Genomic DNA, 23,352 nt, shown 5'->3' on the forward strand with positions numbered 1-23,352 from the left:
CTCAGGCCTGTGCACCCTGCCACCCTCCGCCCAGCGCCTTGTAGAGGTTGACCATGTTCACGGCCTCCTTGAGCTGCAGCTCGATCAGCTGCTGCTGCTCGGCATAGAGCTCGCGCTGGGCATCCTGGCTCGCGAAGTAGTCTTCCAGGCCGCTGCGAAAGCGCGTGCGCGCAATGTTCGCCACCTTCTCCAGCGCCTGCACGCGAGCCTGCTGCGCCTCCAGCTGCGGGCGCAGGTGGTCATCGGCAATCAGGGCGTTGGCGGTTTCGCGGAATGCCATCTGCGCTGCGTGCTCATAGGACGCCATGGCCGCTGCCAGCCGCTCCTCGTTGGCCGTGATGTTGGCCGAACGGCGGCCCCAGTCGAACAGCGGCAACGACACCCCCAGCACCCCGGCCCAGCTGCTGTTGCCGCTCGCCAGCAGCGTCGACAGCTCCCGGCTCACGCCGCCCGCGAGCGCCGTGAGCGAGATGGTCGGCAGCATTGCGGCCTTGGCCGCGCCCACGCCCGAATTGGCGGCTTCGACACGCGAATAGGCCGCCAGCAGATCGGGCCGGCGCTGCAGCAGGCTGGACGGCAGGCCCGCCGCCACCTGCGCGGTGGAGCGCTGCGGCCAGGGCCGGGCGCTGCCCGTGTCGGGCGAGACCGGCTGGCCGACCAGCACGTTCAGCCACTGAAGATCCTGCGCGACACGCATGCGGAATTCCTCCTGCTTCACGCGGGCGTTCTGCAGCAGCGACTGCGCGCGGTAGACGTCCAGCTGCGCCGCGCCGCCCACCGCCTTGGCGCGCCCGATCATGTCGGCATTGGCGGCCAGGCCCGATTCGTTGGCATTGGCCAGGGCGAGCAGGGCGCGGTCGGCGCGCAGCGTGAGGTAGGCATTCGACACCTCTCCCACCAGGTTCATGTGCGCAGCCGCAAAGTCCTTGTTGCCCGCCTCGGCCAGCGCACCGGTCTGCTGGGTCGCGCTCTGCTGGCGGCCGAAGAAGTCGAGCTCGTACGAGGTGACGCCAGCCTGGATGTCGAAGCTGCTGGAGGCCCGGCCGTCGGTCGGCACGTTGCCCAGCGGGCTGAGCGAACCCTGCGTGGTGGTCTGCGCCCGCTGCGCATGGCCCGACAGGCCGATCTGCGGAAACAGCGAGGCGCGGCTGCCGGCATACACGGCCCGGGCTTCGCGGGCACGGGCGGCATAGGCGCGCAGGTCGCGGTTCTGCGCGAGGGCGGTGGTGATGAGCCCGCGCAATTCGTCGTCCTGCACAAAGCTGCGCCAGTCGACGGGTTCCGCATTCGGCGCCGTCGTGCCGGCCGGCCATTGCGAGGGCACCGTCAGGTCGGGCTGCTTGAGCGGCGGCGTCAGATTGCATCCGCTCACCACCAGCACCACGCAGGTCGCCAGCACCAGCAGCAGCAGCCGCAGGGCCAGCCGCACGAAGCCCGCGCCGGGAGATCCGAAGCCCGCGCTCGCCAGCAAGGCCGACGCGGCCTTCCATGGCCGCACCTGGACCGCGACGTGGCTCGGCGGCACGTTGAAGACGTGGCTCACCAATTGCTCGCGCTGGGCCTCGGTGCCGGCGAAGCGCAGTTCGGCGCCCGCGGAGCTTCTGGCGGCCAGGCGGGCCGGCAGCCATCCCACCGGTTCGACGTAGACCTCCAGCGGCTGTCCCACGCGCAGGCGCTTCAGCGGGGCCTTGGCTTCCAGCAGCGCGCCGTCGGCCGCGATGTTGACGAAGCGTGATTCGCCCTCGCCCGCCGCGGTGCGCACCCGGGTGCGCGCACGCCAGGGAAAGCGCTCTTCCTGCTCCGGCCGCGGCAGGTCGACGCAGGCCATGAGCGCAGCCAGGCAGAGCAGCAGTGCGATGCCGGTCCACACCAGGTTGAGCTCGTCGCCCGGCGTGAGCGCCTCGCCGCTCAAGGCGACCGACGCGCCGCCGAGCTGCAGCGCCACCAGGAGCCCGCCGAACATGGCGACCAGCTTCCAATGCACGACCGTCTTCGAGCGGTCGAGCCCCTTGTTCGTCACCTTGAAAGGCCGGCCGAAAGGCCGCAGCACGGCGCTCGCGAGCGTGCTGGTGACGGCCATGGCCGCCACCAGCTGGCTCACCTCGCTGAACACGGGCAGGCAGCGCCGCCCGCTGATCCAGTAGCTGTAGGCCCAGAACATGACGAGCGGCGGCAGTCCGAAGGAAGCAAAGGCCTGCGGCGTGGCATGGAACACCGAGACCCCGGCATACCAGTAGAGCGCGGGCGCCAGCATGACCATCGCCATGAACGGCTTGCCGAGCCAGTGCAGCAGCCCGTGCAGGAAGTGCATCCGCGCCGGGAAGCTGAAGCCCCGGCCGCGCAGCGGGCCGTCGGGCAGCAGCGCGAGCTGCACCGTGCCCAGGCACCAGCGGCTGCGCTGGTTGATGTAGTCGACGATGCTCTCGGCCGACAGGCCGTTCGACAGCCGCTCGCCGAGCCAGCGCGTGATGTGGCCGTGCCGCAGCAGCAGGTAGGTGGTGTGGATGTCTTCGCACACGCTGCCGACCGGAAAGCCGCCCGCGGCGGTGATCAGGTCGCGCCGCACGATGAAGGAGGTGCCCACGCAGAAGGCCGAATCGACGGCATCCTTGGCGGGCTGCAGCACGTCGAAGAACACGCGCTGCTCGTCCACCCAGCTGTCGGTGGCGCGCAGGTTGTGCTGGATGGGGTCGGCGTTGTAATAGAACTGCGGCGTCTGCACCAGTCCGACCTTGCGGTCCGCGAACAGGCCCAGCATGCGGTAGACGATCTGGCGCTGCGGCGCGAAGTCGGCGTCGAGCACCAGGATGTAGGGCGCATTGGTCACGCCCGCCGACAGCCGCAGGCCGTTGTTGAGGTTGCCGGCCTTGGCATGGCTGTTGTCGGGCCGGCGCGCGTAGTGCACGCCCTTGCGTTCGCAATACTCGCGCAGCCAGTCGCGCCGGGTGTCGTCGAGCACCCACACGTTCAGGTTCGGATAGTCGATGGCCTGCGCCGCGATGATGGTCTTCTCCAGCACCGCCAGCTCTTCGTTGTACGTGCAGATGAAGACGTCCACCGCCGGCACCTGCGCGCCGCGGCCGCGCAGCAGCGCCTCGCCGCGGTCGGCCAGCTGGTGGTTGTCGCGCCGCCGGACCAGCATGTGGATGGACATCAGCGTGTAGACGATGGCCGTCAGCTCGAAGCACAGGAACACCCAGGCGAACAGGGTCTCGAAGCCCAGGTCCGAAGGCGGCATGGTCGCAACCACGCGCCAGACGGCATAGCGCATCAGCAGCAGCGCGGTCAGCGCGCCGAACAGCGCGCGGTGGGAGGTGCGGTCGATCCGCCCCCACGTCATCAGGAGGAGGGCCAAGCCCGCAACGAGTGCGTTGAGCTGGAACTCCGGTGTGGCGATCAGGTGGGACATGGTGACGTAGCTCCTGTTGCGGCGGTCTTGCCGGTGAAGGGGTTGAACCCCGTGGCGGCCAGCGCGATCCAGGCAGTCGCGCCCAAGTGTGGCCAGCGGTAGTAGAAGAAGTCGGCCCCGGCCGAGTCCGGGCCGATGGCCAGCCCGGTCGATATGCGGGCACTGGGAGTGGCGTAGTAAAGGCCGTTGCCGGCGCGCTGCGACGCCAGCAGCTGCCACAGGGCCTCGGGCGCCGCGCCCTTGCGCGCCACCAGCGTGGCGGCCGCCTGGGCACTGCCCTCGGTCCAGATGCCGTCGGGGCTGCGCGAGAAGCCGTAGCCTTCGCCGAAGCGATGGTGCTTCTCCACCCAGTCGAGCCCCCTCATCCAGGGGCAGGAACCTTCGGGCGCCGCCAGCAGCGGCCACAGCTGGGCATCGAGGCCGGAGCCATCCGTTGCGATGGTGGCGCCGTCTTCCTTGGTGCCGATGTTGAAGCGCTGCTCCGATGCGTTCCACATGCGGTTGACGAAGTCGAGCGCGGTGCGCGCCTGCTGGCGTTCGGCTTCGGCCTGCCCACCGGCGCTCTTCGCCGCCCAGGCGGCCGCCACCGCGATGTCGATGTTGTGCTCGGTGGATTTCCAGGTCTGGGCGCGCTGCGCGTTGTCCCAGCCGTACCAGCCGCCGTTGTAGCCGTCGGGTGCATTCCTGCCGCGGGTGCGCTGTTCGATCCAGCCGAGCAGCCGGCGCGCGCCCGCGAGGTAGGCGGGCGACGGCTCGGCCTCGTTCAGGTTCAGCAGCAGCAAGGCGGCCCAGGCCACGTTGCCGGTGGCCGTGCTCACCTGGTAGGCGTCGGCGATCCACTGGTTCCTGGCCGCATCCCAGCGCCCCGGCAGCGCGGCCTTTTCCTCGGTCATCAGGCCGGCGCGGTAGGCGTTGCGCACGCGCCCGTCGGCCGTGTTCGGGTCGCGCTCCATGGCGCGCACCACGGCATCGCCGATGCGCCGGGCCGAGGCCGCGTCGCCGCAGGCCAGCAACGCGATGCCCGCGAGCGCGTTGTCATAGGTGAAGGCGGCGCCCGCCAATGCAGGCTCCAGCGGCGCGCCCTGCTTCGGGTCGGCGACGCGGTAGCTGGCCAGGAACAGCGGGCCGGAAGCTGCGCCCTTCTGGTCCTCGGCAACCGCGCGCCGCAGCCCCTCGCAGCTTTGCCGCGCCAGCGCTTGCTGCGTGGCGCTGGCGGCCTGCCGGCCCGGAGATGGCTGGGCAAGGGCAGCGGACATCGGCAAGGCCAGTGCCATCGATGCGGCAAGGCAGGACGCCAGGGGCCGGGAAAACGGGAAGACCGACATGGTTCTGTTCCGATGCGAACGGGGTGCCTATGCGCCTGCGCTCAGGACCTGAGGCTGGCCGACACCACCTTGCCGGGCGCGCACATGTTGCTGCCGCCGTCCGGCGGAGCCTCCTGCGGCTCCTTGCCTTCGATGCGGGCCACGGCGTAGATGGAACCCTGCTCGGCAAACGGGAACGGCACGCTGTAGGTGCTCTGCAGCGCGTCCGAGGCCACGGGCAGCAATTGCTCCACGCGCGCCGGCACGGGCCTAGCGGATTCAGCGAGCTTCACGTCGAGCACGGAGCCGATACCCAGCCGCTTGGCCACCCGCGCCGGAAACACCGCCACCACGCCGAGCCGGCTGCAGTCGGTCACCCGCACCAGCGAGGCACCCGCCGTGACATACGCGCCTTCGGGTGCGAGCACGGAATGGACCTGCCCCGCCTGCGACGCCTTGATTTCGTAGAAGGAGAGCTTTTCGACCCGGCGGCGCTCCTCTTCCTCGAGGTCCCTGACCTCCTTGAGCTGCTTGAAGATGGCGGAGGCGTCCTGCTGGGCGCGGCCGACGCTGTTGCGCAGCGCCTCGCGGCGGCTGGCGAGCGTCTGGAACAAGTTGCTGCCGCCTGTGCCCACGAAGGCGCCCTGCCCGGCGCTCGCCACCGTCTGGGCCTGGCCGGCAAAGGACTGTTCCGCCACCGCGGCATTGGCGCGCGCCGTGTTCAGCTGCGCCATGGAGGCGTTCATCACCTGCTCGCTGATCGCGCCCTGCTCCAGCAGTGCCTGGTTGGTGCGGACCTTGTTCTCCTGCTCTTCCACCACGCTGTGCGCCACGTCGCGCTGGCGCCGCGCGATCTGCCAGGCCTCCCAGGCCTGGGCCAGCGAGGCTTCGCGGTGAACGCCGGCTTCCTGGCCGACGGACCGCATCTCCTGGTTGTCGGACTTGTACTGGTTGCCGAGCTGGGCCAGCTGGCTTTGCAGCGAAAGACGCTGCGACCTCAGGGTGGTGAGGATTTCCTGGCTCACCGTCGGGTTGCGCACCGTGGCCACGATGGTGCCGGGCTCCACCTTGTCGCGCGCATGCACCACCATCTGCGACACCACGCCGTTGATCGGCGAAGTGATCAGCCCCACCGGCGCCTGCAGGACGGCGCGGGTGGCCTGCGAAGACAACAGCGGCTGGACCAGCGTGGCAACCATCAGCCACAGCACGAAGGCCAGCAGCGCATAGGCCGCGAGCTTGGGAACGAAGGCGCCCGATTGCCGGCGCCGGCAACCAGCGCCGGAAACGCGGCCGCCCATGGCACCAGCGATGCGCCGCTGGCACTGAGGAAAGAGAACCGAACCCGGTTTTGACACACGCATAGCCACCTCTCGTGAAAACCAAATCGCGCCGCATGAAGCGGCGCGATATCAAATTGAAGGACCTGCCCGCAGCACACGGACGCCGAGCCACGAACTCGCGTCCGCATGTTGCGGTGCAATATCAAGGTACGTCCAAACCCTGGTCAGGACTGCTTCGGTGCGAAACAAGATGTGCTCAATTCACATTCCGGCAACACCGAGGGTCGAGAAAAAGTCCTACATTGGTGTCGGATTGCGCGCAATTGACCACAAAAGGCCGCATTGGGCATGCACGGCGGCGCAAGGGCCGGGTTTTCCCTCGGAGAGGCCGGGGCAAAAGGTGCCGCAAGCCGGCACGGCAGGGCACCTCGTCATTTGACCGCGAAGCCGCGGAAATGTGGCTGCGGGGAAGATTCAGTAACGATACCGATCGTGTCCGGGGCTGTTCAGGCCGCCTGGCGCAGCCATCCCAACAGGGATGCAGCCGGAAACGGCCCAGCCGGATGCGAGGTCATCCTGGTGTTCGCTGTTCCGGCACGGCCGCCGCAACCGATGCGGGCTCGCCGCGACGCCGAGCCACGCACATCAGCGACAGCGCGCTCGTAGGCGACGAGGGCCGCCGGCCGGACAGCATGTTGCCCAGGCGGTATTTCCATTGCGCCGGCCCCACCACGCCGCGCAGCGCATCGGCGCCGATCTGGTGGTTGTGCGGGTAGACGCGCACCTCGAAACCCAGCGGCTCCAGCGTCGAATGGAAGAATTCCTTCGTGACCCCGTCGCCCGGCTGGTGATGGACCTCGGTCCGCAGCCCCCACGACTGCTGGCTGCCGGTCTTGTGGAAGCCATGCCCGATCGCCCGGTAGACCCACAGCCGCGCATCCCACATCAGCCTGGCGAGGCCCCTGTAATCCCAGGCGGTGAGCTGCGGATCATGGTCGGTGACCAAAAGTCCATGCGGCTTCACCAGCCGCGCCCCCTCCCGCAGCACCGCGGCCATGTCGTCGCAGTGGTGCAGCGACGCATTGATGGCGACGATGTCCGCCACCTGCGAGCGAAAAGGCGTGTAGGCCGCATCGGCCAGCACCGCCGTATAGCCCAGCTTGGCCGCCAGTTCCAGCGAGCCGGGCGCGACGTCCACGCCGATCAGGAGCCGCGGCTTTCCACCGAGGGTGGCAAAGATATTGCCCGGCCCGCAGCCCAGGTCGATGACCACCTTGTCGGTCCAGTCGCCGGCGGCCGCGAGCCACCGGCTCTTGAAATGCGCATCGCGGTGGCAGAAATCCAGGTATTCCTGGGCCCACTGCGCGTTTCCAAAATAGGTGGCATTGGCGGTAATGGCGTCGGTTTTGCGTTCGAGCCCCGATTCGAAGTAAGCCCCCGAGCGTTTCAAGCTCGCGTGCGGCAATAAGATGTCTCCAATCATCTTGAATCCTTCAAAAAACCGGGGCCGGCATTGAGACAAGTTATGCTTAAGAATTACATGACTTTGGATTCCGCTGTCAGTATTTTTAATACGTTTACAAGCTGCGCGATTTAAAAACTGACCTGTTGGTTACCTCATTTGGGTCATCTCAGGCATCGATATTCGCCTGTCATCGTCCAATGAAAGCGGCCACCCCGTCGCGGAATGCCTGGCTGCCATACACCTCGTCGATCAGGTCATCGTCGTCCAGCCGCTGCTCGGCGACGATGCGGCGGATGCTCTCCTTCACGGCCTTGTGCGTGACCGGCGACAGCGCCATGAGCCGCCCTGCCAGCGCATGGGCTGCGGCATCCAGCTCGCCCGCCGCACAGGCCGCATGCACATAGCCGCAGGCCAGCGCTTCCTGTGCCGTCAGGTGGTCGGCGAGCAGCAGCATCCGCTTGACCCGCGGCACGCCCAGGGCGGCCTGCAGCCGCGCGATGTTGCGCGACGACAAGGTGTTGGACAGCGTCCTGGCAATTGGCGCACCAAAGCGCGATGCGTCGCTGCAGACCCGGAAATCGCAGGCCGTGGCCAGCGCCAGGCCACCGCCCACGGCCCAGCCGTCGACCACGGCCACGGTGGGCAAGGGCATGCGCTCGACCGCATCGATGACGCGCTCCACGAAAGCCTCGTAGGCAATGCCGTCGCGGCCGCTTTGGAAGTCCTTGAAATGGGCGATGTCCGTACCCGAGATGAAAGACTTGCCGCCCGCCCCCTTGAACAGCACGCTGCGCACCGCCGGGTTGCGCGCGCACGTGCCGATGTGCTCCAGCAGCGCCTCGTACATCTCCCGCGTCATCGCGTTGTGGCGTTCGGGGCGATGGATCACGATCTCGGCCACGCCCGACGCATGGACGCCGAGCTGCACGCATTCAGCAGCACTCATGAGGCCACCGCCGCGCCGGCCGGCGCGTTGATCTCGGCCAGGATTTCCTCGTTGTGCTCGCCCAGCAATGGCGGGTGCCGGCGCACCTGCTGCGGCGTACCCAGCAGCTTGACGGGAAAGCCGATGTTCCTGACCTTGCCCTCGATCGGGTGGTCGATCTCCATGCACATGCGGCGGTGCGTGCCGTGCTCGCCCTCGAAGGCCTCCGGATACGACAGGATGGGCCCGGCCGGGATGCCGGCGGCCAGCATGGCGTCGATCCAGTCGGCGCTGTCGCGCCGGCCGAACTCCCGTTCCAGCACCTCGATCAGCGCCTCGCGGTTCTTCAGGCGCAGCGAGACGCTGGCGTAGTCCGGGTGCAGGGCGAGGTCCGGCCGCTGCAGCAGTTCGCACAGCCGGGTCCAGAGCTTCTGGTTGGTCGCGCCCATCACGAAATACCCGTCGCGCGCCTTGACCGCCTGGTAGGGCGCGCTCATCTTGTTGCTGGTGCCCAGCGGTGTCGGCCGCACGCCCGTGCCCCAGTACTCGGACATGTCCCAGACCGAGAAGGCCATGGCCGCGTCGAACAGCGAGGCGTCGATGTGCTGGCCCACGCCCGACTTCTGCGCACCGATGTAGGCCGCCAGCAGCGCGTAGGTGGCAAACAGCGCGCAGCCGATGTCGGCCACGGGCACGCCGGCCTTGACCGGCTTCTCGCCGGGGTAGCCGGTCACGCTCATCACGCCGGACATGGCCTGCGCCATCAGGTCGAAGCCCGGCCGCTCGGCCCACGGGCCGCTCTGGCCGAAGCCGGAGATGCTGACGTACACGATCTTCGGATGGATCTTTTTGATCGACTCGTAGTCGATGCCCAGGCGCTGCACCGCGCCGGGACGGTAGTTCTCGACGATCACGTCGGCGGTCCGGGCCAGCCTGTAGAAGGCCGCGCGGTCCTCCTCGCTCTTGAGGTCCAGCGTCAGCGAGCGCTTGTTGCGGTTCATGTTCAGGAAGCCCATGCTGTCCGGCCCCTTCATCTTGAAGCCCATGGCACCGCGGGTCTGGTCGCCGCCCGGCGGCTCGACCTTGATCACATCGGCCCCGAGGTCGGCCAGCAGCATGCAGGCGAACGGCCCGGCCATGACCTGGCTCACGTCCAGCACCCGGATGCCCTGCAGCGGCAGTTGTCTTGCCTGGTTCATTTTTTCAGCCCTCCTCGGTGACCTTGGCGGTGCGCACCACCTCGCCCCATTTCCTGAACTCGGCGGCCATGAAGGCCGCGAACTTGTCGACCGATCCGCCGCCGTCCTCCACGCCATAGCCGTCGAAGCGCGCAACCACATCCGGCAGTGCCAGCACCTTGTTGATGTCGGCGTTGATCTGCAGAGCCAGGTCCCTGGACATGTCCTTGGGACCGACCACGCCATACCAGCTGGAAACGTCGAAGCCCTTGAAGCCCTGTTCGTCCATGGTCGGAATGTCGGGAAAGCCCTTGGCCCGCTGCAGGCGCGTCTGCACGATGCCCGCCATGCGCCCGGCCTTGACCTGCGCCGTGGCCGCCGTCATGGTGTCGAAGCTGTAGTCGATCTGCCCGCCGATCAGGTCCGTCTGCATCGGACCCGAGCCCTTGTAGGGCACGTGGATGCTCTTGACCTCGGCCGCCATGTTGAACATCGCGGCCGCCAGGTGCTGCACCGATCCCGTGCCGGAGGAGCCGAAGCTGATCTTCCCCGGGCTTTGCCTGCATTGCTCGACCACCTCCTTGACCGAGCCCGCGGAGTTCTTCGCGCGGGTCACGAGGATGTGCGGCGTGGCGCCGACCATGGCAACGGGCGCGAAGTCCTTCAGCGGGTCGTAGCTGATGCTCTTGAAGATGTGCGGCGAGATGGCGTGCGTGTTGACGTGGGCCATCAGCAGGTTCACGCCCTCGGTGAAGCGGGTGCGCGCAAAGAAGTCCGCGGCCAGCGCGCCGGTGGCGCCGGGCTTGTTCTCGACCACCACCGAGCGGCCCCACAGCTGCGAGAGCTGCTGGCCCACGATGCGGGCGAACACGTCGGTGCCGCCGCCGGGCGCCCAGCCCACGTAGATCTTGACGATGCCCTTGGGCAGCTCGGTGGCTCCCAGGGCCCAGGGTGCGGCCAGCGCGCCGGCGCTGGCCGCGATGAAGTCTCGGCGTTTCATCATGTCGTGCGTCCTTTGTCTCTGCTGTAGTCGTGCCGCTACTCTCCCGTAGCGCAGAGAACGTCGCAAGAACGTGGAAGGCATGCCTGGCTTCGTGATCCGCGAAGCCGCAGCCGCAGGAGCGCTGCTTTCTTCTAGGTGCTGGCGCCGATCAACTGGGCCACCACGTTGCGCAGCGTCTGCGCCTGCGCGTGGCCTTCGACACAAGACAGCACATAGGCGCGCTGGTGCCAGTCGCCCTCGATCTCGGCCGAGCCCAGGTCGTCTTCGGGGTGGAAGCTGCGCAGCACCTCGGGCGGCATCAGGCCCACGCCCAGGCCATGGCGCACCAGCGCGAGCATGGTGTCGAAACCGCTGGTCGAGAAGTTGTTCGGGAACGATCGGCCGCGGCTGCGGTAGGCCCCCTGCAGGGCGGACAGGATCGCCGAGCCCTTGCCGAGGCTCACGACCGGCAAGTCCAGGAAGTCGTCGATGCCCACCGGCCCCTCCGCCGCAAACCGGAAATGCCGGCGGCTGTACACGAGCACCAGCCGGTCCTGCCGGTAGTCGAACTTCGGCAGGTCCAGGAATCCGCTCTTCTTCTCGTAGATGCCGACGTCGATCACCTTGTCGCGCAGCAGCTGCTGCACGATCTTGCTGTTCTCCTCCAGGATCTTCAGCGTGATCTGCGGATAGGCGTCACGCAGCCGGGCGATGTCCTTCGCAAGGAACTGGATGATGGCCGCCTTCGGCGCGCCGATGAGGATGCGCCCGTCCTGGCCGCGGCCCAGCACCTGGGCATCGCCTTCGAGCCGGCCGATGAGGTTGTCGATCTGCCGGATGTGCGCCATCAGCCGGCTGCCGGCTTCGGTGACCAAGACGCCATGCGGCACGCGCTTGAACAGCCTGGCGCCCAGCTGCGCCTCCAGGTCCGTCACGCGCTTGGAGGCAGCGGCCACGGCCAAGCTCAGCTTGTCGGCGGCCCGCGAGATGCTGCCTTCCTCGGCGATGCACAGGACCAGCTGGACGGTGGTGGAGTCGAGCTTCATGGCGCCGCTCGCCGCACCCGTCAGCTGAACACGCTCTCGAGATCGGCTTCTTCCGCGCTGCTGTCCAGCTTCAGGCTCTGCTCGATGTGGTCGAGGTGATGGAGCATCAGCTTCTCGGCGCGCTGGGCGTCGCCGCGATTCACCGCGGCGACGATTTCCTCATGCTCGTCCGCGCGGCAGCTGGTGGCGGTAGGCGCGTCGTACAGCGAGATGATCAGGCAGGTCAGCGCCGACAGCTCACGCATCGAGCGGGCCAGCGCAGAGTTGCCGGCGAGCTCGGCCAGCAGCACGTGGAATTCGCCCGAGAGGCGCACGATGGCGCGCTTGTCGTCGCGGCTGCGCGCATCGGCCTCCAGGTCGATGTGGCGGCGCAGGCGCTGCCGCTTCACATCGTCGAGCGTGCGGATGAGCCGGCGCAGGACGCCCGGTTCGATCAACCGGCGCGCCTCGAACACGTCCTGCGCCTGCTCGATGGTCGGCTTGGCAACGAAAGCACCCTTCTGCGGGACCAGCTCGACGATCTGCTCGTGCGCCAGCCGGGCCAGCACTTCGCGCACCTTCGCGCGGCTGGTGGCGAAGATCGCGGCCAGCCGGTCCTCGCCGAGCTTGGTGCCCGGCGCGAGCCGGTGCTCGAGGATCGCCGCCGAGATCTTCTCGGCAATCTCGTCGACGCTGTGCTCGCGGGAGCTGGCGGCACTGGCCTTGCGTACTGAAGCTTTGGTGGACATCGCAGCCGATTCTATCGACGAGCCCTCCCCGCGGCCGGGTGGCGCGCGGCGTCCGCTGCGGCCTCAGGCGCGGGCGGCATCGCGGGCCAGCAGGCGCGCCAGCGCATCGGGCAGCCCCTGGTTCGGCTTGAGCGGCGGCGGCGCGAAACTGCCCAGGCGCGCCGGCGCGGGCGCCAGCGATGCGAGCGTCTGCGCATGGCAGACCGCGCTGGACACGCCGTCCACCACGGGCACCGGGATCCGGTCCTTGATCGAGCGCGCAAGGCCCGCCAGCGGCGCGCCGGCGATGATGATCACGTCCGCGCCGTCGTCCTCGACGGCCGACATGGCGAGCGCCTGCAGCCGCTCGCCATGGTCGTCCTGCACGCGCCCGATGTCCTTGAGCGGTCCCTCCAGGCTGCGGATGCTCGCGAGCCGCTCCAAAAGGCCATTGGCCTGCACGCACTCGCGGTACCAGGCCGTGATGCGGCGCGAGATCGCGATGATGGAGAAGCGCTTGCCGAGCAGGCAGGCGCTCATGAGCGCCGCCTCGGTGAGGCCGACCACCGGAATGTCGAGCGCCTCGCGCAGGCCGTCGATGCCGGGGTCGCCGAAGGCCGCAACCACGATCGCATCGTGCCGCGCGTGATGCTCCGCGGCCAGCGTGGCGGCCGCATAGGCGCCGATCAGCGACTCGAACCGGGTCTCGATGTAGGCCACGCCGAAGGGCGCCGTCAGCACCTCGATGCGTGTGTCGCTCGCGGCGGCGCGCCGGGCCTCGGCCGCGATCAGGTCCGAGACGCTTTGCGAGGTGTTGGGGTTGATCAGCAGCAGGTTCATGGCGGGGGCCTCCAGGGCGTTCGGGTTTCAGTGGGTCCGGCGTGCCGGCAGCAGCGTCGGTTGCGCACGGCGCAGGAACTCGCCGCGCCCGGCGCGCGGATGGAAGCGCTCGCCGTCCCACACGACTTCGCCGCGCGCCAATGTCAGCGCGGGCCATGCCTTGACCTCGATGCCTTCGTAGGGCGTGTAGTCGACCGCATGATGCAGGTCGGCATTGCGGACCGGCCGCGGCGTGGTGCCCCAGACCACGAGGTCGGCGTCGGCGCCGACGGCGATCGTGCCCTTGCGCGGATGCAGCCCGTAGGCCTTGGCGGGATTGGTGGAGGTGAGCTCGACGAAGCGGTTGATCGTGATGCGCCCGTCGAGCACGCCGTGCGAGAACAGCAGCGGCAGCCGCGTCTCGATGCCCGGAATGCCGTTGGGAATGTGGCGGAAGGCCACCTCTTCGCCGCCGGGCTTCTTGCCCTCGGGCGCGTCGTAGCGAAACGGCGCGTGATCGGACGAGAAGATGGTGAACAGGCCATCGGACAGGCCGTTCCAGATCACCTGCTGGTTCTCGCGGTTGCGCGGCGGCGGGCTGCAGACGCAGCGCGCACCCAGGTAGCTGTCGTCTAGCCCCAAGTCCTCGGCCGTCAGGAACAGGTACTGCGGGCAGGTCTCGGCAAACACGCTCAGGCCGTGCGCACGTGCCCAGCGGATCTGCTCGACGGCTTCGCGGCCCGACACGTGCACGATCATGATCGGCACGTCGACCAGCTCCGACAGCGCGATCGCGCGGTGGGTCGCCTCGCGTTCCACCAGCATCGGCCGCGCATGCGCATGGAAGCGCGGCGCGGTGCGGCCGCTGGCTTCGAGCCGCCTGGTCAGCCATTCGATGCAGTCGGCGTTCTCGGCATGGATCATGGCCATTGCGCCGTGCTCCCTGGCCACCGCCAGCACGTCGAGGATCTGGCCGTCGTCGAGTTTCAGGTCGTCGTAGGTCATGTAGATCTTGAAGGAGGTGTAGCCCTCGGCGATCAGCTGCGGCAACTCGTGCTTCAGCACCTCCTCGGTCGGGTCGCTGACGATCAGGTGGAAGGCGTGGTCGACGTGGGCACGGCCTTCGGCGCGCTGGTGGTAATCCTGCACGGCGGCGCGCAGCGACTGGCCCTTGTGCTGCGCCGCGAACGGAATCACCGTGGTGGTGCCGCCGCAGGCCGCGGCGCGGGTGCCGGTGTCGAAGTCGTCGGCCATGCGCACCGGCGGCTCCATCGGCTGGTCGAGGTGGCAATGGGCGTCGACGCCGCCCGGCGTCACGTAGCGGCCGGCGGCATCGATCTCGCGCCGCCCGGCTGGCAGTGCCAGGCCCAGCTGCACGATGCGGCCGTCGCGGATGCCGATGTCCGAATCGAAGGTGTCGCTGGCGGTGGCAACGCGGGCGTTGCGCACCACGAGGTCGAGGTCGCGGAAGGTCATGTTCTTTCTCTGTGGGTCTGTCGATGTCTTGTCTGCGCGGCTGCGCGAAGGCGCTCAGGCCGGCGGCCCGAACAGCCGGCCCCAGCCCCGCACGGCGCCGGGATCGATGCCGACGGTTTTCAGCGCCCGCCACACCACGGTGGCGACGGAGTCGTAGATCGGAATGCCGAGCTCGCGCTCCATCTCTTCCACCAGCTGCGCGCCGTGCAGGTTGGTGCACATGATGGTGATCGCGTCGGGCCGCTGCTGCGCCACCTCGCGCAGCATGCGGCGCAGCGTGTCGGGCTCGACCTCGCTGAATGCGAAGTTCACCGTCAGGTCGAGGTGTCGCTCGGCCACGCAGTCGATGCCGATGCCCGCGTAGTTGGCGACGATGCGCTGCTGCACGTCCTCGACATAGGGCGACACCAGGCCGAGCGTGCGCGCGCCCTGCGCGGCCAGCAGCTCGTTGAGCGCCAGCACCGAGGTGCTGGCCGCAATGCCGGTGGCCTCGGTGATGCGCGCGCACAGCGCCTCGTCCTTCTCGAAGCCGAGCCAACTGGCCGAGGTGCCGCTCCAGCAGATGGTGTCGACGCGCGCGTCGGCCAGCAGCCGCGCGGCCTCGAGGATCTTGCTGTCGTCGAACTGGCTGAGCGAGGCGCCGCGCATCGAGATCTCGGTGACGGTGAAGCGCGAGAAGTGCGCCGAGACGCCGGGCACGCCGCTGACCATCGCGCTGGTCAGCGGCTCGAGCGCGGTGTTCGAGGAGGGCGTGAGCACGCCGATGAGTTTGCGTGGGGTCATGGTCGTCTTCAAAGGCGAGGGGTGTCGGTCGGGTCGGCCGGTGCGCCGGGCTTTCCCTGGTGGCGCGAGGCCAGGTCGAGCTCGTGCGCCAGGGCCTTGCGGCGGGCGGGCGTCGGCGCGGCATGCGAGGGATTGTCGAGCGCGGGCAGCACGAAGTCCTTGACCATCTTGCGGATCGCCAGCACGTTCTTCGACTCGCGCAGGCCGCCTTCGATGGGCAGCATGCTGGTCATCACGACCACCGCGTTGCGCTCCGGCAGCGCCACGATGAACTGGCCCTTGAAGCCCATGGCATGCACCTCGGGCTCGGTGGCGACGATGTCGTTGATCCACCAGAACTGCCCGTACCACGGCGCCGACGACGGCGCGGTCATGGTCCGCATCCAGGCCTGCGACACGATCTGCCGGCCGTTCCAGCGGCCACCCGAGAGCACCAGCATGCCGAGCTTGGCCATGTCGACGGCACGCAGCCGCAGGCCCCAGCCGGCCGACACCAGCCCCTTGCCGTCGGCGCGCTCCCAGGCGTAGTGCGTCATGCCCATCGGCTTGAAGATCTTCTGCTCGGCAAGGGCCTGCAGCGGCATGCCGGCATCGGCGCCCAGCGTCGCGCTCGCAAGAATCGGGTTGACGTCGGTGTAGTCGAAGGCTTCGCCGGGCGGGCGCCTGGGCGTGGTCTCGGCGGCGAGCTTCAGGCGATCGGGCGCGCCGTAGTAGATCGGATCGTCGGTTGGCTTGAAGTCGTAGAACAGGCCGGTCGACATCGACATCACATGCCGCAGTTCGATGGCCTGCTTGTCCGCGAGCGCCGCCTGCAGGTCCGGGCGCGCCTTGGCCAGCACGGGCGCCACCTTCTCGTCGAGGCGGCTTCGGCCTTCGTCGATCAGCACGCCGGCGGCCAGCGCGGTGACGTTCTTGGTGATCGAGTACAGCTCGTAGTTGTGGTCGCGGCCGAGCCCCCGGCTGTAGCGCTCGAAGACCAGCTTGCCGTCCTTGACCACGAGGAAGCTGCGCACGTCGAGATCTTCCTTGCGGATCCACTCGGACAGCCGCACGAGCGGGCGCGAATCGACGCCGGCGGCCTCGGGCATTGCGGCGGCGATCGCGGGCCGGGCGTCGTCGGCCGGGGCCACGGACTGGGCCAGCGCGCTGCCGGCCAGGGCCAGATGCAAGGCCAGCGCGATGGCCGCAGGGCGGACATGGAACATGGACATGGTTGTCTTCTCCTGGAGGGTTGCGTGCCTCAGACCGGCAGCTTCTTGCTGTAGTCGATCAGCATCGTCGAGCAGACGAACAGGCCCGCGCCCGCGGCCGTGAACAGCATCAGCGCCATGAAGTACGAGCCGGTCGCCTGCACGATCAGGCCCACCACGATCGGCACGCCGATGCCCGCCACGTTGCCGCCCAGGTTCATCGTGCCGCCCAGGAAGCCGACCCGGGCGCGCGTGCCGAGGATCGAGGGCACGCACCAGAACAGGCCGCACCAGCGCAGGAAGAACAGCGTCACCGACAGCAGCACGACCACCGCAACCGGATCCTTGATCTGCGTCACCATGAAGATGGCGATGGTGGCGATGATCGACGAGATGCCGAACAGCGTACGCAGCACCTTGCTCTGCGAGGCGCCGGCCGCCTGCCATTTGTCGGCCAGCCAGCCGCCGAACATCTCGCCCACGAAGCCCGAGAAGAACATGATGAACACCGCACCGCCCATCTGCTTGATGTCGAAGCCGTGCACCTTCGACAGATAGTTCGGCATCCAGGTGAGCAGGCCGTAGAACAGCGCGTTGAAGCACATCCAGCCGAAGAACATGCCCCACACCGAGCGGAAGCGGAAGAAGTCGAGCACCCGTCCGCTCGCGTCCGCCGATTCCTTTGCGGCGTCGGCTGCATGGCTGGCCTCGATGTAGCGCGCCTCGGCCTCGTTCACGCCGGGATGCTGGCGCGGATGATTGCGGATGTAGCGCCAGGCGAAGTAGCCGGCCAGCACGGTCCCGCCTCCGGCAATGGCGAACGCCATGCGCCAGGAGCCGAGCACGGCGATCAGCCCCGAGATCAGGATCGCGCCGAGCGCGGCGCCCAGCGGCGCGCCGCCATCGAGCAAGGTGGCGCCGCGGCCCCGTTCGGTCTGGGTCATCCAGATGCCGTTGAGCTTGCCGCCCGCCGGGTAGATCGGCGCCTCGGCCGCTCCCAGGCCCAGGCGGGTCAGCAGCAGCGGAACCCAGCCGGTGCAGGCGGCGGCAATCGCCTGGAAGAAGCCCCAGCCCAGCGTCGCGCCGGCAATCACCACGCGCGGGCCGTAGCGGTCGGCCAGCATGCCGCCGGGAATCTGCATCAGCGCATAGGTCCAGAAGAAGGAACTGAGCAGCAGGCCCTGCACCGCGGGCCCGATGTCGAACTCCTTGGCAATCAGCGGCATGGCCACCGACAGCGAGGCGCGATCGATGTAGTTGATCGAGATCAGGAACAACATCATCAGGAAGATCTTCCAGCGTACCTTGGTGGGCTGGTGGGCTGGGTTGGCGGACGCCGCGGGCGCCGATACCGTCGTTGTCGATTGCATTGGTTGTCTCCTTGAAGGCGCACTGCCGCAGGGCCCGGAGCCCGGCGCGAAGGCGCACCCCCATCGCATGGTTGAAGCACGGCAGGCCGCTGTGCAAGGAACGCCCGTGCGCTCTTCGGCGCATCCGGCTTCCGCGGCCCATCGGCGGGAATGCAGCCTGCGTCGCTGCCGTTCTTCAGCAATCGACCGCAGGCTGTGGAGCGAATCTAAGTTTCGTCGACATCATTGTCAACAATGATGTTGATATTTTAATCGACACTATCGTAAACACTTAATGGCGAGCAGCCAGGTGCCTCAAGACCAATGCGCGGTCTGCGGGACAGAAAAACGGCCTGAGCTGCAGCCTCCAGACACACCGCAGTTAGTTATGGTCGATATGTACTACCAAATGTGTACAACCTCGCCGGGGGCCGCCCTCGATGGGGCCGCTCACCGAGGGAAAGTTCTCCACCATTGCGGTGGATAAGACGGTGGAGAACCACGCTCGAATCGCCGCCGAGCGTTGCCACGCCTGCGTAGCGACGCTACGCCTGTAAAAGCGGCACCCACCGAGATCCCTGACACTTCTGATGGTGCTTCCCCCCGAGCCGAGCAGCGGGAATACGGATGCGTCCCCAATGAAAAAAGTCCCGTCGCATGGACCGCGCGGGACTTCTTGAAACTTGCTCAGACTGATTCTGGCGGAGAGTGTGAGATTCGAACTCACGGACGGTTGCCCGTCGGCAGTTTTCAAGACTGCTGGTTTAAACCACTCACCCAACTCTCCGGAACCGTCGATTTTATGCTGGCCCCGGCCGCTCACTCCTCGGGCAGGAAGAGCGACTGCAGGTCGCTCAGAAAATCGAGTCCGCGCTCGGTGGGCCACACGCGATAGAGGTCGCGCGCGACGAGGCCCTTGCGCTCGGCTTCCTCCAGCCCCTTTTGAATGCTGGTCATGGCAAGCCCGGTGCGCTCGCTGAACTGGGGCAGCGTGAAGCCTTCCTTCAGGCGCAGCGCATTGAGCATGAACTCGAACGGCAGGTCGGCCAGCGCCACTTCGTCGCTCTGCGCCACGGCAGCGCCGGCGCGGGCGTTGCTCATGTACAGGCGCGGCTCTCGAAAGCGCACCTGGCGCACGATGCGGTGCGCGAAGCTCAGCTTGCTGTGCGCGCCCGCGCCAATGCCCAGGTAGTCGCCGAACTGCCAATAGTTGAGGTTGTGCGCACAGGTGTGGCCGCTGCGCGCATAGGCCGACACCTCGTAGCGCGACATGCCGCTGGCGGCGGTTCGCTCGGTGATGCGGTCGAGCATGGCGTAGGCCAGGTCGTCTTCGGGCAGGGCCGGCGGAAACTTGGCGAACCAGGTGTTGGGCTCGATGGTCAGGTGGTACACCGAGATATGCGGCGGCGCGAGCGCCAGCGCCTGGGTCAGGTCGGCGTCCAGCCCCTCGAGCGTCTGGCCCGGCAGCGCATACATCAGGTCGAGGTTGAAGGTGTCGAACGCGCTCGCGGCTTCTTCCAGGGCGGCAATGGCCTGGGCACGGTCGTGCACGCGGCCCAGCGCCTTCAGGTGCCCGTCGTTGAAGCTCTGCACGCCCACTGAAAGGCGCGTGACGCCCGCGCTGCGGTAGGCGCGGAAGCGGTTGCGCTCGAAGGTGCCGGGATTGGCTTCGAGCGTGATCTCGCACTCGGGCGCCAGCTTGAGGCGGGCGCGCACGTCGCTGAGCAGGCGGTCGATGGCCTGCGGCGAAAAAAGGCTCGGCGTTCCGCCGCCGATGAAGATGGTGTGGACGGTGCGGCCCCAGATGAGCGGCAGCGCGGCGTCCAGGTCGGCAACGAGCGCGTCGACGTACGCCGCCTCGGGAATGCCCTCAGCCTCGGCCTCGCTGGTGGCGCGCCACTCGTGCGAGTTGAAGTCGCAGTACGGGCACTTGCGCAGGCACCAGGGCAGATGGATGTAGAGCGACAGCGGCGGCAGCGCCGCCAGCTGCAGCGGGCCGGGCCGCATCCAGTGCAGCACGTCGTTGGCCTGCGGTGCGCCGGCGGGCTGCGCAGGCTGGATCGGAACGACAGAGGCCATCACTCAGAACCAGCGTTCGCGCATCAGGGCCAGCATGGCCTTGGCCGCCTGGCCCCGATGGCTGTTGGCGTTTTTCACCTCGGGCGGCAGCTGGGCAAAGGTCTTGCCGAAGTTGGGCAGGTACATGACGGGATCGAAGCCGAAGCCGTTGTCGCCGATGGGCGCGTGCGTGATTTCACCGACCACGCGACCGACTGCGATGAGCGGCTCGGGGTCATCGTGCCCGCGCAGCGCAACCAGCGTGCTGACGAGCGCGGCGCGCCGGTTGGCGACGCCGTCGAGCTGCTCGAGCAGCGCCTTGACGTTGTTGGCATCGCCTTTGGCATAGCCGAACTGCGTGGCATAGAACGCGGTGTCCACGCCCGGCAGCCCGCCGAAGGCGTCGACGCAAAGCCCCGCATCGTCCGCAATGGCCGGCAGGCCCGTTGCGGCGCTGGCATGGCGCGCCTTGGCCAGGGCGTTTTCGACGAAGGTGCGAAACGGCTCCTCGGCCTCGCCCACGCCCAATGCCGACTGGGGCACGAGCGTCACTGCCAGCTCCGCAAACAGCTGCTGGAGTTCGGCAAGCTTGCCGGCGTTGTTGGAGGCCAGGACCAGTTTCATCGCCATCGACCGATCACTTCGAAAGGAGGGACTGCTGCTGCAGCACGATCAGTTCGCCAATGCCTTTCTCGGCCAGGCCGAGCAGGAGGTTCATCTCTTCGCGCGAGAAGGCCGCGCCCTCGGCGGTGCCCTGCACTTCGACGAAGTGGCCGGCGCCGGTCATCACGACGTTCATGTCGGTATCGCAGGCGGAGTCTTCGGTGTATTCGAGGTCGAGCAGCGGCGTGCCGGCAACGATGCCGACGGAAATGGCGGCCACGTGGCCCCTGATGGGCGACGCGGGGATCGTGCCGGCGGCCAGCAGCTTGTTGACGGCGTCCTGCGCGGCAACGAAGGCGCCGGTGATCGCGGCGGTGCGGGTGCCGCCATCGGCCTGCAGCACGTCGCAGTCGAGGTGGATGGTGCGCTCGCCCAGCGCGGCCAGGTCGAACACGGCGCGCATCGAGCGTCCGATGAGGCGCTGGATTTCCTGCGTGCGGCCGCTTTGCTTGCCGCGGGCGGCCTCGCGGTCGCTGCGCGTGTGGGTGGCGCGCGGCAGCATGCCGTACTCGGCCGTGACCCAGCCTTCACCGCTGCCGCGCTTGTGCGGCGGCACGCGCTCTTCGACCGAGGCGGTGCACAGCACGCGCGTCTGGCCGAATTCGATGAGCACCGAGCCCTCGGCGTGGATGGTGAAACCGCGGGTGATGCGCACCGGGCGCAACTGGTCGGCGGCACGGCCGCCGCTTCGTGTGAAAGCAGTCATTTTCTATGAGAGGTATGTGGAACAAAAAGCGCAGACGGCTACGCAAACCGAAGCAGCCAGGGGATCAGGTTTTCTTGGCGGCAGAGCGGCGAATGGCTTCGTTGATTTCGGCAATCGAGCGCTCGATGGCGTCTTCGTCGAGGTCGTCGAGCGCATCAAGCTCGCCGTCCGCGGGCATGCCGGCCTGGATGGTGGAGGCAAAGACGCCGTCGTCGATGGTCTCGGTGGAAACGCCGCGGTCTTCACCCGTGGAATCGGGCATCTCCCATTCGAGGGCGATGAGCGTGACGTTGTCGCTGTGCGCGCCACCCTTGCGCAATGCCATTTCGGCCAGGTCGGGCGCGGCATCGGACACCGGCTTGTCGGAGGACAGCGTGTGCACGATGACGGCGTCGTCGAGCACGCCCCAGACGCCGTCGGAGCACAGCATGATGCGGTCGCCGCGCTGCAGCTGCAGCGGGGCCGAAATATCGAACAGCGGCGTGGTCGGCGAGCCCAGGCAGGTGAGCAGCAGGTTGCGGTTGACCGGCATGTCCGCGCCATGCGGACGCGGGCGCTCGGCATGCGAATGGTCGCGCGTGCGGGTCAGCAGGCGGCCGTCGCGCACCACGTAGAGGCGCGAGTCGCCGCAGTGCATCCAGGTGGCCGTGGTGCCCTGGAGCAGCGCCGCGACGACGGTGGTGCGCGGCGTGTCGAGCATGGCCTTGTGGCTGGCATAGCGCATGATCTGCTGGTGCGCCGCCATGGCCGATTCGGCCAGGAAGGCCTTGACGTCCTTGACGGTGGGGCGCGCTTCGCGCTGGTAGAGGGCCGCAATGGTCTGCAGCGCCAACTGGGCCGCAACCTCGCCCTCGGGGTGGCCGCCCATGCCGTCGGCCAGCACGAAAAGGCCCGATTCCCGCGTGTAGCAGTAGCCCATGCGGTCTTCGTTCTTGAGACGGCCGCCCTTGCGGCTGACCTGGAATACCGAGAATTTCATGCCGGGCGCGTGGTAGGTGCCGCCGCCCTGGGCAGGGCCTTCTTGTCGAAGGAGCGGATGTTGTCGAATGAAAGCCGCACCTTTTCGCCGACGGTGAGCTTGGTGTAGCGGCGCTCGCCTTCGCGGCTGAGTTCCTTTTGCAGCGCAAAGACCGACTGCGGGCGCGAGAGCGGGTCGAGCGACATGCACCATTCGACCACCTCGATGAGGTTGTCGGAGTACACGCCGCGCAGGCGCGACAGCGACAGGCTGAGCCGGTCTTTCTCGATGCGGCGCGGGGCGTCGTTGGGCGGGTAGCCCTGCATGCAGGCGTAGATGCAGGCGCCAATGGCGTAGATGTCGGTCCAGGGGCCCATCGACGAGTCGCGCCGGTACATCTCGGGTGCGGCAAAGCCGGGGGTGTACATGGGGCGGATGAAGATGCCCTCCTTGCTGAGCACCTCGCGCGCGGCGCCGAAGTCGATCAGCACCGCCCGGTCGTCGTCGGTGACGAAGATGTTGGCGGGCTTGATGTCCAGGTGCAGCATCTTGTACTGGTGCACGATGCGAAGGCCGCGCAGGATCTCGTCGAACAGCGAGCGGATCGTCGATTCGCGGAAGACCTTGGGCCTTTTCAGGTCGCGCGCGGTCACCACGAAGTCCTGCAGGGTGGCGCCCTCCAGGTAGTTCATGACCATGTAGACGGTTTCGTTCTCGCGAAAGAAGTTGAGAACGCTGACCACCGAGGCATGCGAAATCTGCGCGAGCGAGCGCCCTTCCTCGAAAAAGCTCTTGAGGCCGAGCCGGTAGAGCGAGAGCTTTTCGGGTGCGACTTCAGGCGTGAGCTCGCCCGGCCCGCGCGTAGCCAGCGAAGATGGCAGGTATTCCTTGATAGCAACCTGCTGTCCGCTGGGGTCGATGGCGAGGTAGACAACGCCAAAACCGCCTGCGGAAAGCCGGCGAACGATGCGGTAACCGCCAATGACCGTATCGGGCAGCAGGGGCGAAGGCTTGACCTTTGACATAATCCGGGAGTTTCGCCCGAAGGCGA

The 23,352-nt window shown here is 67.8% G+C and carries 19 protein-coding genes and 1 tRNA gene; all 20 read right to left on the reverse strand.

Features of this window, described 5'->3' with window-relative positions:
• Position 1 precedes the first annotated feature (1 nt).
• On the reverse strand, positions 2 to 3,409 hold the full coding sequence (locus tag ACAM54_RS20985; RefSeq protein ID WP_369648832.1) for an efflux transporter outer membrane subunit: 3,408 nt from the start codon (positions 3,407 to 3,409) through the stop codon (positions 2 to 4).
• Positions 3,397 to 4,734, reverse strand: a complete 1,338-nt coding sequence (locus ACAM54_RS20990) for a hypothetical protein (protein ID WP_369648833.1) — start codon at positions 4,732 to 4,734, stop codon at positions 3,397 to 3,399. The genes ACAM54_RS20985 and ACAM54_RS20990 overlap by 13 nt, the downstream gene beginning before the upstream one ends.
• Before the next feature lie 41 nt (positions 4,735 to 4,775).
• The gene (locus ACAM54_RS20995; RefSeq protein WP_369648834.1) at positions 4,776 to 6,014 is read right to left on the reverse strand and encodes an HlyD family secretion protein; all 1,239 of its coding nucleotides are present in this window, start codon (positions 6,012 to 6,014) and stop codon (positions 4,776 to 4,778) included.
• A gap of 553 nt (positions 6,015 to 6,567) precedes the next feature.
• Complete coding sequence (locus tag ACAM54_RS21000; protein WP_145740589.1) at positions 6,568 to 7,479, reverse strand: class I SAM-dependent methyltransferase; 912 nt, start codon at positions 7,477 to 7,479, stop codon at positions 6,568 to 6,570.
• 169 nt (positions 7,480 to 7,648) lie between these two features.
• A complete protein-coding gene (locus ACAM54_RS21005; protein ID WP_369648835.1) occupies positions 7,649 to 8,407 on the reverse strand; it encodes an enoyl-CoA hydratase in 759 nt (252 codons plus the stop codon).
• On the reverse strand, positions 8,404 to 9,585 hold the full coding sequence (locus ACAM54_RS21010; RefSeq protein ID WP_369648836.1) for a CaiB/BaiF CoA transferase family protein: 1,182 nt from the start codon (positions 9,583 to 9,585) through the stop codon (positions 8,404 to 8,406). The genes ACAM54_RS21005 and ACAM54_RS21010 overlap by 4 nt, the downstream gene beginning before the upstream one ends.
• Positions 9,586 to 9,589: 4 nt before the next feature.
• Positions 9,590 to 10,564 (reverse strand): Bug family tripartite tricarboxylate transporter substrate binding protein, encoded by a 975-nt coding sequence (locus ACAM54_RS21015; protein ID WP_369651005.1) that lies wholly within the window; start codon positions 10,562 to 10,564, stop codon positions 9,590 to 9,592.
• A gap of 134 nt (positions 10,565 to 10,698) precedes the next feature.
• A complete protein-coding gene (locus ACAM54_RS21020) occupies positions 10,699 to 11,592 on the reverse strand; it encodes a LysR family transcriptional regulator (RefSeq protein ID WP_369648837.1) in 894 nt (297 codons plus the stop codon).
• Positions 11,593 to 11,612: 20 nt separating this feature from the next.
• On the reverse strand, positions 11,613 to 12,320 hold the full coding sequence (locus ACAM54_RS21025) for a GntR family transcriptional regulator (RefSeq protein ID WP_369648838.1): 708 nt from the start codon (positions 12,318 to 12,320) through the stop codon (positions 11,613 to 11,615).
• Positions 12,321 to 12,383: 63 nt separating this feature from the next.
• Positions 12,384 to 13,139, reverse strand: coding sequence for an aspartate/glutamate racemase family protein (locus ACAM54_RS21030; protein WP_145740376.1), 756 nt, complete (start codon positions 13,137 to 13,139; stop codon positions 12,384 to 12,386).
• Positions 13,140 to 13,166: 27 nt separating this feature from the next.
• Positions 13,167 to 14,594 carry a dihydropyrimidinase gene (hydA, locus tag ACAM54_RS21035; RefSeq protein WP_369648839.1) on the reverse strand — a complete coding sequence of 476 codons (1,428 nt, stop codon included), beginning with the start codon at positions 14,592 to 14,594 and terminating at the stop codon, positions 13,167 to 13,169.
• Positions 14,595 to 14,648: 54 nt separating this feature from the next.
• Positions 14,649 to 15,377: an aspartate/glutamate racemase family protein gene (locus ACAM54_RS21040; protein WP_369648840.1), complete on the reverse strand. Its 729-nt coding sequence runs from the start codon at positions 15,375 to 15,377 to the stop codon at positions 14,649 to 14,651.
• Positions 15,378 to 15,385: 8 nt separating this feature from the next.
• On the reverse strand, positions 15,386 to 16,588 hold the full coding sequence (locus ACAM54_RS21045; RefSeq protein ID WP_145740371.1) for a serine hydrolase: 1,203 nt from the start codon (positions 16,586 to 16,588) through the stop codon (positions 15,386 to 15,388).
• A gap of 29 nt (positions 16,589 to 16,617) precedes the next feature.
• Positions 16,618 to 17,937, reverse strand: a complete 1,320-nt coding sequence (locus ACAM54_RS21050; protein ID WP_192322472.1) for an MFS transporter — start codon at positions 17,935 to 17,937, stop codon at positions 16,618 to 16,620.
• A gap of 678 nt (positions 17,938 to 18,615) precedes the next feature.
• Positions 18,616 to 18,703: transfer RNA gene (locus ACAM54_RS21055), tRNA-Ser, on the reverse strand.
• 32 nt (positions 18,704 to 18,735) lie between these two features.
• On the reverse strand, positions 18,736 to 19,995 hold the full coding sequence (hemW, locus tag ACAM54_RS21060; RefSeq protein WP_192322471.1) for a radical SAM family heme chaperone HemW: 1,260 nt from the start codon (positions 19,993 to 19,995) through the stop codon (positions 18,736 to 18,738).
• A gap of 3 nt (positions 19,996 to 19,998) precedes the next feature.
• Positions 19,999 to 20,598, reverse strand: coding sequence for an RdgB/HAM1 family non-canonical purine NTP pyrophosphatase (rdgB, locus tag ACAM54_RS21065; RefSeq protein ID WP_025569631.1), 600 nt, complete (start codon positions 20,596 to 20,598; stop codon positions 19,999 to 20,001).
• Positions 20,599 to 20,611: 13 nt separating this feature from the next.
• A complete protein-coding gene (rph, locus tag ACAM54_RS21070; protein ID WP_025569633.1) occupies positions 20,612 to 21,343 on the reverse strand; it encodes a ribonuclease PH in 732 nt (243 codons plus the stop codon).
• A 64-nt stretch (positions 21,344 to 21,407) separates the two neighbouring features.
• A complete protein-coding gene (locus tag ACAM54_RS21075) occupies positions 21,408 to 22,322 on the reverse strand; it encodes a PP2C family serine/threonine-protein phosphatase (protein ID WP_015867096.1) in 915 nt (304 codons plus the stop codon).
• On the reverse strand, positions 22,319 to 23,326 hold the full coding sequence (locus tag ACAM54_RS21080) for a serine/threonine-protein kinase (protein ID WP_015867097.1): 1,008 nt from the start codon (positions 23,324 to 23,326) through the stop codon (positions 22,319 to 22,321). Before ACAM54_RS21080 ends, ACAM54_RS21075 begins: the two co-directional genes overlap by 4 nt.
• Positions 23,327 to 23,352 lie beyond the last annotated feature (26 nt).

Source organism: Variovorax sp. V93 (assembly GCF_041154485.1).
Lineage (GTDB): Bacteria > Pseudomonadota > Gammaproteobacteria > Burkholderiales > Burkholderiaceae_C > Variovorax > Variovorax beijingensis_A.